8 protein-coding genes are annotated in these 10,708 nt (G+C 66.4%); 5 read left to right on the top strand and 3 right to left on the bottom strand.

The window, feature by feature from the left end:
- Window positions 1-136 precede the first annotated feature (136 nt).
- Genes IT350_18350 through IT350_18330 form a run of 5 tightly spaced genes read left to right on the top strand, consistent with a single transcriptional unit; the run spans window position 137 to window position 5,806 of the window.
- Window positions 137-1,846, top strand: coding sequence for a tetratricopeptide repeat protein (locus IT350_18350; protein MCC6160020.1), 1,710 nt, complete (start codon window positions 137-139; stop codon window positions 1,844-1,846).
- A 2-nt stretch (window positions 1,847-1,848) separates the two neighbouring features.
- Window positions 1,849-2,646: a DUF4292 domain-containing protein gene (locus tag IT350_18345; protein MCC6160019.1), complete on the top strand. Its 798-nt coding sequence runs from the start codon at window positions 1,849-1,851 to the stop codon at window positions 2,644-2,646.
- Window positions 2,647-2,658: 12 nt separating this feature from the next.
- Window positions 2,659-3,336 carry a hypothetical protein gene (locus IT350_18340; protein MCC6160018.1) on the top strand — a complete coding sequence of 226 codons (678 nt, stop codon included), beginning with the start codon at window positions 2,659-2,661 and terminating at the stop codon, window positions 3,334-3,336.
- The gene (locus IT350_18335) at window positions 3,333-4,319 is read left to right on the top strand and encodes an ABC transporter ATP-binding protein (GenBank protein MCC6160017.1); all 987 of its coding nucleotides are present in this window, start codon (window positions 3,333-3,335) and stop codon (window positions 4,317-4,319) included. The genes IT350_18340 and IT350_18335 overlap by 4 nt, the downstream gene beginning before the upstream one ends.
- On the top strand, window positions 4,316-5,806 hold the full coding sequence (locus IT350_18330) for a hypothetical protein (GenBank protein ID MCC6160016.1): 1,491 nt from the start codon (window positions 4,316-4,318) through the stop codon (window positions 5,804-5,806). Before IT350_18335 ends, IT350_18330 begins: the two co-directional genes overlap by 4 nt.
- Before the next feature lie 17 nt (window positions 5,807-5,823).
- On the opposite strand, the gene IT350_18325 is transcribed toward IT350_18330, so the two are convergent.
- From IT350_18325 to IT350_18315, 3 genes are all read right to left on the bottom strand, one after another.
- The gene (locus tag IT350_18325) at window positions 5,824-8,919 is read right to left on the bottom strand and encodes an efflux RND transporter permease subunit (GenBank protein ID MCC6160015.1); all 3,096 of its coding nucleotides are present in this window, start codon (window positions 8,917-8,919) and stop codon (window positions 5,824-5,826) included.
- 11 nt (window positions 8,920-8,930) lie between these two features.
- Complete coding sequence (locus IT350_18320; protein MCC6160014.1) at window positions 8,931-10,289, bottom strand: efflux RND transporter periplasmic adaptor subunit; 1,359 nt, start codon at window positions 10,287-10,289, stop codon at window positions 8,931-8,933.
- The coding region (locus IT350_18315; GenBank protein ID MCC6160013.1) for a TolC family protein at window positions 10,282-10,708 on the bottom strand (427 nt) is incomplete at its 5' end. The genes IT350_18315 and IT350_18320, both read right to left, overlap by 8 nt.

Here is a 10,708-nt window from a genome sequence, read left to right as displayed (position 1 = left end):
GCGGTCCGGACCATTGGGCGGTGGCTTTCGCACCGGGGGCGAATGCGCCTAAAATACCGGCTCGATTCGGGCGAATCACAGGAAGGCAACGCGAATGACAACGATCCATCGCGCAGGCGGCGCGGATGAAACTTCGATGCGCGCTTTCGCGGTCGCGGCGCTGGTCGCGCTCGCGATCGTCGCGGCCGGCTGCGCGAACACCGCGACGGTCAAAGGCTCGACGCTGAACGCGATCAAGGAGCGCGGCGAGATCGGCTCGCGCTCCGACTACTATCTCTACGCGATCGAGGCCGAGCAGGCGCTGCTGCGCCAGGACTTCGAGGCGGCGGAAAAAGCGTACAAGGCAATGGCCGAGATCACGCCCCAGGATGCGGGGATCTACCGCACCCTCGCGCAGATCCGCGTGCATCAGGGCGATCTCGACGGCGCGGTGGCGTATGCGAAACAGGCATTCGACCTCTCGCCCAAAGACGTGGATTCGGCCGTGCTTTACGGGGGCCTGCTCGCCGCGCGCGGCGACGTGAAGGGCGCGACCGACGCCTACACCCGCGCGCTCGCCGAGGATCCGGACAACGAGGAGATCGCGCTGCTCGTCGCGAATCTCCACACCGTGAACAAGGACTTCGACCGATCGCGCGCCGTGCTGGATGATCTGATCGCGCGACACGGCGCCTCGGCGCTCGCGATGTTCGAGCGCGCGCGGCTCGAAATCGTGCGCGACGACTGCGCCGCCGCCGAGCCCTTTTTGCGGCGAACGCTGGAGATCGACCCGAAATTCGCCCGCGCCGAGATGACGCTGGGTTACTGCGCGCAGGAGCGCAACGACGAGGAAGCCGCGATCGCGCACTACGAGCGCGCCCTCGAGATCGAGCCCGACAACTCGTACCTGCGCACGCACCTCGTGCGCATGCATGTTCAGCGGCACAACCTTCAGGACGCCGAGCGGGAAAACGAGAAGCTCAAACTCTTCCAGTTCGACGACGCCGATGTGCGCCTGAACCGTGGATTGATCCTGTTCTATCAGGGCCGGTTTAGTGAGGCGATCACCGAATTCAACCTCATCCTCGCCGCCGATCCGCAAAACGGGCAGGCGCTCTACTTCCTCGCGCTTAGCCTGACCCGGCAGAACCAGCCCGAAGCCGCGTATGGGGCGTACGCGCGCATCCCCGACAGCAGCCCCTATTTCCTCGACAGTCTCGCCGCGCGGGGCGGGCTGCTGCGCCGAATGCAGCGGCTCGACGAAGCCGAGGCGTTGCTGCGCCGCGCCTTGCAGCTCAATCCCGACGACACGTTCCTCATGCGCACGCTGGCGCTCGTGGTGGCCGATCAGGGCCGCGTGAAGGATGCCGTGGCGATGCTCGAGCAGGCCCTGACCGTGACACCCAACGATTCGAGCCTGAGCTACGTGCTCGCGAACATCCATGAGCGGGCGGGGGAGTGGCAACGCGCCGTCGAGATCATGGACGCGGTGATCGTGCGCGAGCCGAAAAACGCCGACGCGTTGAACTTCGTGGGCTACACGCTCGTCGAGCACAACACGGAGCTCGACCGGGCCGAGGGTCTGCTCAAACAGGCGGTGGACCTGCGCCCCGGGGACGGATTCATCACCGACAGCTACGGCTGGCTGCTGTATCGGCGCGGCAAATACAAGGACGCGCTCACGCATCTCAAACGCGCGCACGAGCTGGTGCCCGACGAATCGGTGATCTGCGAACACGTGGGCGACTGCCTGAAGGCCATGGGCAAAAAGAAGGACGCGCTCGAATACTACAAGAAGGCGCTGGAGCTCTTTCCCGAGGCGGATCAGAAAGCGAAGCTGCTCGAGAAGATCCAGCAGAGCGAATGACCGTGCGTCGCATCGTTCGCGCGTCAGCCGTCGCGGCGGCTCTGGCGCTGGTCGTTTTCGCCTCCGCCTGCGCGCGCACGGCGCCGCCGACGCAGCTTCCCACGCCGCCCGTGCGCGACCTCGCCCAGGCCATGATGGACCGCGCGGTCGCGTACACCGCGTCGGGGGGCGTACGCGCCGGGGGCATGCTCTTCGGATTCGCCGACGCCGAGTTCGCCGTCGATCCGCGCGCGGGAGTGCGAGTCGACGTGTTCACGCCCTTCATGACCCCCGCGGGGTCGCTCGTGCTCACGCCGGGCGGCGCCGGATTTCTCGACCGCATGGAGGGCGTCTTGGTGCGGGGCGACGCGAAAACGCTGCTCGACCGTCTGCTCGACGTTCCGGTCGATCCCGCGCCGCTGCCCTGGATTCTCGCGGGCGGGCTGCCTCCCGCGGATGGCGGTGAGTGGACGCTCGCAAAACGGGTTCCCGGCGAGCCGGAGGGCGCGATCGTGCTGGAAAGCGTCAACGGCGAGGGTCATTTGCGCCGGGCGGTGATAGAGGGCTCACAATTTCGCTTGACAAGGTTTTCCATTTTTCAGGATGCTGATCCCGATTCCGAGACGTTGGCCGTGGTGGAGTGCGAAAAGCACCGCGAGGGGAATCTGCCTCTGCCGACGCGGCTGACCGTGCGCGCGCCGTCGCGCGGCGCGACCCTGATCGTCCGGCTCGACGAGATCCGGATCGGGCAGGGTCCCACGGCGGAAGATCTACGTATCGAAGCTCCGCCGGGCGTGCGGGTGCGCGAACTGCGGAACTGAGGGGAGCCGATGGTGAACGACAGACGACGGCTGGGCGACGTCCTGGTCGAGAATCGCATCATCGCCGATTATCAGCTCAAGGCCGCGCTGGCCGACCAGAACGCGTTCGGCGGGCGGCTCGGGTCGCACCTCGTCCGCATGGGATTTCTGACCGAGGAAGCCCTCATCAACGTGCTCGCGCATCAGCTCTCGCTGCCGATCATCAACCTTACGAAGAGTCACATCCGCACCGACGCCATCGCCCGCGTGAAAAAGGATGTGTGCAGCAAGCACGGGCTCATTCCCATCGCGCGCAAGGCCAAGAACGGCGTGCAGACGCTGCTCATCGCCATGTCGGACCCGACCGACTACCAGGCGATTCAGACGGTCGAATTCGCGAGCGGTTGCCACGTGACCGTCGCCCTGGCGCTCGAGCGCGACATCTTCCGCGCCATCAATTTCTGTTACACCGACGAGGGCGTGCGCGAATGCGTCGGCGAGCGCGACCTGCGCGGCGGTATCACGATTGACGCCCCGGGAAACGGCGAGCCCGCCGTGATCCTCACCTCCGAGGGGATCGAGAAGAACCTGACGGCCAATCAGCGGGAAAACGATTCGCTGCGCGCGCTGGTCGATCTGCTCGTGAAAAAGGGCGTCATCACCGAGGACGAATACCGACGGGCGATGGCCGCAAACCGCGAACGGCATTGAACCCGCCAGATCCCATTCTTCCTTCCAGTCCACTCCTGGACATCCGCGACCTGTGCGTGCACATCCCGACCCCCGGGGGACTCGCCCGCGCGGTGGACGGCGTCGATCTGCGCCTGTCTTCGGGCGAACGGCTGGGTCTGGTCGGCGAGTCGGGTTGCGGCAAGTCGCTGACCGCGCGCGCCGCGATCGGCCTGCTGCCCCATGGCGCCCGCGTGACCGGGCGCGTGTCGTTCGACGGGCGCGACACGGTGTCGATGCCGGAGCCGGAGCGCCGCGCGCTTCGCGGATCGGGCATTGCGATGGTCTTTCAGGACCCCATGACGTACCTGAATCCCGTCTTCACCGTGGGGAATCAGATCGCCGAGGCGCTGCCGGGGTCGATCGCGACGAGCGAACGCCGCGTGCGGGTCGTCGAACTGCTGCGCCGGGTGCGTCTGCCGGAGCCCGAGCGCGCGGCCACGTCGTATCCGTGGCAGCTCTCGGGCGGCATGCGCCAGCGGGCGCTGATCGCCATGGCGATCGCCGCGTCGCCGCGCCTGCTGATCGCCGACGAGCCGACCACCGCGCTCGACGTCACCGTGCAGGCGGGCGTGCTCGATCTGCTCGACGATCTCGTGCGCGAGACCGGCATGTCGCTGCTGCTCATCAGCCACGACCTGGGCGTGGTGGCGCGGGTGTGCGACCGTGTCGCGGTCATGTACGCGGGGAAAATCATCGAGGAAGGGACGGCAGCGGACGTGCTCGGCGCGCCGGCGCATCCATACACGCGTGGCCTGCTCACCGCGTTGCGCGCGCTCGACGCGGGGCGCGTGTCCGCGACGATCCCCGGTCAGGTGCATCCGCCGACGAATCATCCGCCCGGCTGCCGGTTTCATCCACGATGCCGCGACGCGATCGAACGATGCCGAAACGAGGAGCCGACGATGCGCGGCATCGGCGCCGGACGCACCGCCGCGTGTCATCTCGTGGAGTGCGCGACATGAGCACCATCGAGCGATTTTTCGACGCGGCGCGCCGTGCATCGGTTCGGGCGGCTCGCTGGAGCCTCGGAGAGAACTGGTCCGAGCGGGCTCCGTTCGTCTTTTTGTTTGTCCTTTGCGCGTCGGTGTATTACGCGAGCCATTACCCCATCGCCGGGTCCGTGGAGGGCAGCCACTTTTCGTTGGTTCGCGCCATCGTCGAAGAAGGCTCGCTGAGAACCGATTCGTTCTGGCAGATCTACTCCGGCGGCGTTGATTACGCGACAAAGGACGGTCATTACTACATCGACCGCGCGCCGGGCGTCGCGTTTCTCGGCGTACCGTTCTACGCCCTGGGGAGGGCGTGGGGTCTGCTCACCGCGCAGCCGCCGGAAGTGGCCGGGGCTCACGCGCTTCTGATGCTGCCCGCGTGCGTCGGCGCGCTCGGCGTTCTGCTTCTGATCCGGCTCTGTCGTTCGATCGGAGCTTCCCCGAGTGCCGCCTGGACCGTCGGGCTCCTTTACGCGTTCGCCTCGCTCAACTGGAAATACTCGGCCCATCTTTATGTTCACGTGTTCGAGATCGCCGCGGTTCTGTCGCTGCTGTTTATGGTGCATGACGTCGACCTGACGCGCGCCGATCGAAAGAGCCTCGCGTTCGCGTTTCTGGTCGGCGCTCTCCCGATGATTCGCTATCCCCTCCTCCTGTTGATCCCCGTGTTTTTCGTCATGCTGGTGTTCGATCCCAACAGCCGTGTTTTCCCGCGTCGGCATGACGACATTCCGGGATTCGCGGTCAACGTCGCGGCGTTCGCGATCCCCATCCTCGTGTTGGCCGCCTACCACACCGCCTGCTTCGGTGCGCCATGGCTGACGTTCCGCAGTTTCAACAGCCCCGTGCACATGAAGTTCACGTACTCGATGGCCGCGATGTTCGATCACCCCTTCTCCGACGGCGCGTGGAAACTGCTCTTTCAACTTCCCGGTCACCATCCCGTCGGCCTGTTCGTCAAGCAGCCTTACCTCTGGCTCGCGGCATGGGGATGGTGGTGGATGTTTCGCGAACACCGGCGGCTCGCCCTCGGGATGTTCGCCGCCATGACCGTTTGGCTCGTGCAGTTCGCCACCTATCACGAATTCGACGGCGGATCGGCGGGCGACGCGCGCTACATCATGCTGATCGCGCCGATGCTGATGCTCGGGTTGGCGCTCTGGATCGACCGCGTTCCCCTCCGGCTCGGCGCGGGATGGCGCGAAATGACGTTTGCGCTTCTCGCGCTGACCGCGGGCGCGGCGTTCTTCGCGTGCCTGCTCCACTTCGCCGAGTACTTCGGCCACGACATGAACTGGAGCCGCGACATCGCGCACCGCTCGCTGGTCAGTCGCCCCGCGCTCGAGACGCTGGTGCGCAAGATTTTCATCTCCGCGGACAAAATCCATTGGCTCTGGGTCGCATTCGGCCTCGCTGCAGTCTTCGCGGCGGCCGCGCGGAAACGCAGCCCGCATCGATGACCGGTTCGCCGCGTTGGTCACGATGTGGAGACCGTCTCGTCCTCCAGATGGGTTCGGATTCCGGGGCGTAGCGAGCAATATACCGACGGCAGCACGACGAGCGTGAGCAGGGTGGAGGTGACGAGCCCGCCCATCACCACCACCGCCAGCGGCCTCTGAATATCCGCACCGCTGCCCGTGGCGTAGAGCATCGGCAGATGGCCGATGAAGCTCGTCAGTGCCGTCATGACCAGCGGCCGAAAACGCAGAGCGCACGCCTCGGTCACCGCGTCGTTCAATTCGACGCCGCGACGCCGCAGTTGGACGATGAAGTCCATGAGCACCACGCCGTTTTGCACGGCGATGCCCAGCAGCACGATGAAGGCGATGTAAGCGGACACCGACAGATCCATACGGAACCCAACCACCGCGATGACCCCGCCGACCAGCGCGAAGGGCAGGTTGAGCAGGACGAGCAGAGAATGGCTGATGGAACGCAGCGCGAGGTAGAGCAGCACCAGAATGAGGATCAGTGCAACCGGTACCACGACGGACAGTTGCCGCATGGCACGCTGCTGGTTCTCGAACTGTCCACCCATCTGGAGCGTATAGCCGGTGGGCAGCGAGCGGCGGATCGGTTCCAGCTTCTGCTCGGCCTCAGCGACAAATCCGCCGAGATCCCGCCCGCGAATATTCGCCTCCACGACGACGCGGCGCATGCCCTGCTCACGGCTGATTTGCGCCGGGGCCTCGGTTTCGCGCACCTCCACCAGCCGGGAAAGCGGAATGCGTTCTCCGCCGGGCGCGGGGATCAGCAGATCGCCGATCGCGTCCATGTCGCGGCGCGCGGCTTCAGGAAATCGGACCGTCACGGCAAATCGCCGCTGCCCTTCGATGAGCGTGGTCACGTCGCGGCCCGCGAGCGCGGTTTCGATGGCGGTGTTGATGTCCGCGATGCGGATGCCGAAACGCGCGGCGGCGTCGCGGCGGATGACGAGATCCCACTGGTGCGTCCCCGTGATCTGCTCGATCTTCACGTCCGTCGCGCCGTTCATCCCCGTGAGCACGGACGCCACGCGGTCGGCGTGTGTCTTGAGCTCGGCGAGATCGGGCCCGAAAACCTTGACGGCGAGGTCGCTCTTGACGCCCGAGATGAGCTCGTTGACGCGCAGCGCGATGGGCTGCGAGAACGACAGGCGAATCCCGGGGATCGACGCGAGGTCGCGGCCGATGTCCTCGACGAGCGCGGCGCGGTCGCGCCCCGACGTCCAGGCTTTTCGCGGCTTGAGCATCACGAAGATGTCCGATTGCTCGGGCCCCATGGGGTCCTCGGAGATCTCCGCGCGGCCCGTCTTGGAGACGACCGTTTCCACCTCGGGGAATTTCGCCAGGCGCTTTTCGATGAAGTCCGCCACGCGCACCGAACCGTCGAGCGACGCGTTGGGCAGACGCACGGCGTTGATGGCGAGCGCGCCCTCGTCGAGCGCGGGCATGAACTCGGCGCCGATCCACGGTGTCAGGGAGACGGCGAGCGCCATGACGGCGGCGGCGGCGCCGATCGTGGCTTTTGGCCTCGCGATCGCGCGGTCCAACAGTCGCCGGTAGGCCGCGTGCAGACGGCGGATGACGCCGAATTCCCGCTCGGGCTCGGCCTTGAGAAACCACTCGCCCAGGGCGGGCACGACCGTCAGCGCGACGACGAGCGAAACGAGGATGGCGATCATCATCGTGCTGACCAGCGGGCCGAACATCTTTCCCTCGACCCCTTGCAGCGAATAAAGAGGCACCAGAATCACGGCGATGATGAGCACCGAGAACGCGACGGGGCTTGCGACCTCGGTCACGGCGTCGACGACCGCCGCGTGGCGGTCGCGCGGATCGCCGAGGGCGGCCAGTTTTCGCCGAATGTTTTCGACGACGACGATCGAGGCGTCGACGACCATTCCCACCGAAAAGGCGAGTCCGCCGAGGCTCATCAGGTTCGAGGAAATACCCGCGCTCCCCATGACGATGAACGAGACGAGAAACGTGAGCGGCAGCGAGAACACCACGATGAGCGCCGTGCGAAACTCCGCCAGAAACAGGAAGAGCACGAGGATGACGAAGACGCCGCCCTCGATCAGCGCGTCCATGACCGTCTCGATGCACGCCTCGATGAGCGAGGTGCGGTCGTAGAACACGTTGATGCGCACGCCCTGGGGCATCGCGTCTTCAACCCGCTCGATGGCCGCCTTCACCCGATTCACCACGTCGCGCGAGTTTTCGCCCTTGAGCATGATGACCATGCCCGCCACGACCTCGCCCCGCCCGTCGCGCGACACGCCGCCCTGCCTCGGCTGCGCGCCGATGACCACATCGGCCACGTCGGCCACCGTGATAGGAGCGCCATCCGTCGCTTTCAGAACGATCTTGCCGATATCCGGGGCGTCGCGAAGAAGCCCAACGCCACGCAGGTAGCTCTGCTCCCACCCGCGCACCACCACGCCGCCGGCGGCGTTGCCGTTGCCGGCCTCGATCGCCTCGGCCACCTCGTCGAGCGTGAGGTCGTATTTGAGCAGCCGCTCCGGGTGCAGCAGCACCTGGTATTGTTTGACGTGTCCGCCGAAACTGTTGACCTCGTTCACGCCCGGAATCGGCTTGAGCATCGGTGCGACGATCCAGTCCTGAATCGTGCGCAACTCCATCGGCGAGAATCCCTCACCCTCCACCGTGTACTGGAAGATCTCGCCGAGGCCGGTGCTGATCGGGCCGAGCTCGGGTTCCACGCCGGACGGCAGGGTCTCGCGCACGTCGGCCAGGCGCTCGAAGACCACCTGGCGCGTCCAATAGGTCTCCGCGCCATCCTCGAAGATCACGACCACCTGCGACAGCTCCGCCTTCGAAAGCGAACGTACGAGCGTCACGTGCGGCAGCCCGCCCATCGCCTGCTCGATGGGGTAGCTGACCTGCTGTTCCACGTCTTCGGCGGCCAGCCCGGGCGCCTTCGACAGGATCATCACCTGCGTGTTCGTGACGTCGGGGAATGCGTCGATGGGCAGGCGCGCCCACGCGATCGCGCCCAGCACGATCGCGACCGCCGTCGCGATGACGATCAGGAGACGGTTTTTCAGAACCCACGAAATGAATGCGTTCACATGCGCTCCTGTCAGTCCGCGCAGCCCGCGCCCATTTTCGAGCGCAGGACATCCGATTTGAGCAGGAACGCCCCGATGGTCACGATCTCCTGCCCGGGCGACAGACCGCCGGCCACTTCGAGAAAGTCTCCGTTCGAAATGCCCTTGGTCACCGGACGGCGCAGGAAGTAGTCGCCGTCATGGCGCACGAAGACGAAGTCGCGCCCCTCGTCCGACTGCACCGCCGTCGCGGGAACGGCGAGCGCGTCGCGCGCGCCCTCGGGATGCAGCGTCACGTCGGCAAACATACCGGGACGCAGGCGCCCACCGGGATTCGCCAGTGTGACCCGCGCTTTCACCGTGCGGCTCGCCTCGTCCATGACCTGGCCGACAACGTCGAGTTCGCCGACGAAGGTCTCGTTCGGGTACGCGTCCACCTTCACCGTGGCCGGCAACTTGCCGGAGCGCCGGGCGGTGCTCACCGCGTCCAGATGCTTCTCGAACAGATCCACCCAGACCCAGAGTCCCTCGGTGTCGCCGACCAGCATGATCTCCCGGCCCGACTCGACGAACTCCCCCGTGACCGCGTGCAGGTCGAGTACGGTCCCCGCGATCGGCGCGCGGATGACGTAGCGGCCCGCGCCGCCTCCGCCCATTCCGGCGAGCGATCGCGACGCGGCCTCGGCCCGTGCCCGCGCGGATTCAAGGGACTCCCTCGCGTTCAGATACTCCTTCTCGCTCGCGACATTCGCGTCTCGCAGCTCGCGCTGACGGTCGTATTCCCGCTGGGCTAGACGCAGCGCCGACGCGGCCTCGAGTGATGCGCCCTGCACACCGGCCAGATCCGCGCTGTCGAGTTCGAGGAGCGGCTGCCCCGCACGCACCGCCGTGCCGACATCAACGAGCACGCGCCGAACGGAGCCGGCCACGACCGGCGCGAGATGGGCGACCCGTCGCTCGTCGAAGCGGATCTCGCCCGTGAGACGGATCGGCGAATCGAGCATTCTCGTCACGACCGACGCGACCTGCACGAGACCGCCGTCGATCAGATCCGGCGCGACGCGCACGACGCCGACCTCGTACCGGCACTCGTCGCACTGGTGCGTCGGGACGTTGTGCTCGCAACTCGCGGCGAAGAGTTCATCCGCCGGCCGATCTAGATCCGATCCCTCGCCGTGGCCGTGTTCGTCGTCGGCGTGCTCCGCGTGACCCTGCTCCGCATGACCGGGTTCCGCCGTTGCGTGATCGCCGTGATCGCCGTGATCGTCGTGCGTCGCCTCGGCGGTGTTTGCCGTCTCTCCGTGCGCGTCGCGTTCGACGCACCCCAGGAGCGCAAAGGCGAAGAGGCTGACAACGAAGTACGAAAGGATACCTGTGATTCGACTAGACATGGTCGGGATCTCCCAGAAGGACGTGAAGTTCGGACAGCAGCAGGTGGAATTCGGCGAGCATCGCGAGGGTGCCGGTCGTCGTGCGCACCAGTTCGCGGCGCGCGTCGAGCATGTCGAGCAGGCCGATCTCGCCGACGCGATACCCGACTTCGAGTGAACGCAGCACCTCGCGGTTTCGAGGCAGAACGTTTTTCTCCCGCTCGACGAGATTGCGTTCGAGCGCGGTCAGGCGCGCGTGAAGTGCGACCACGCGCTCCAGGGTGACGCGCTCGTCGAGGCGTGCGCGCCACACGGCGGATTCGCGCTCGGCCCGCGCGCGGCGCACGGGGGCGCGGTTCCAGTTCCACAAGGGAAGTTCCACGGTGACGAGACCGCCGTAGGAGCGCGCATCGAGGTCCGCGTCGTAGAATCCGCCGATT

This window comes from Deltaproteobacteria bacterium (genome assembly GCA_020845895.1).
Lineage (GTDB): Bacteria > Lernaellota > Lernaellaia > JACKCT01 > JACKCT01 > JADLEX01.
The sequence above is the reverse complement of the archived record's forward strand: the minus strand, read 5'-3'. Positions and strand labels throughout refer to the sequence as shown.

Bases quoted from the DNA above. Each gene is read 5' to 3' on its own strand.
- IT350_18330 (MCC6160016.1), top strand. From the start codon at position 4,316: ATGAGCACCATCGAGCGATTTTTCGACGCGGCGCGCCGTGCATCGGTT.
- IT350_18350 (MCC6160020.1), top strand. From the start codon at position 137: ATGCGCGCTTTCGCGGTCGCGGCGCTGGTCGCGCTCGCGATCGTCGCG.
- IT350_18320 (MCC6160014.1), bottom strand. From the start codon at position 10,289: ATGTCTAGTCGAATCACAGGTATCCTTTCGTACTTCGTTGTCAGCCTC.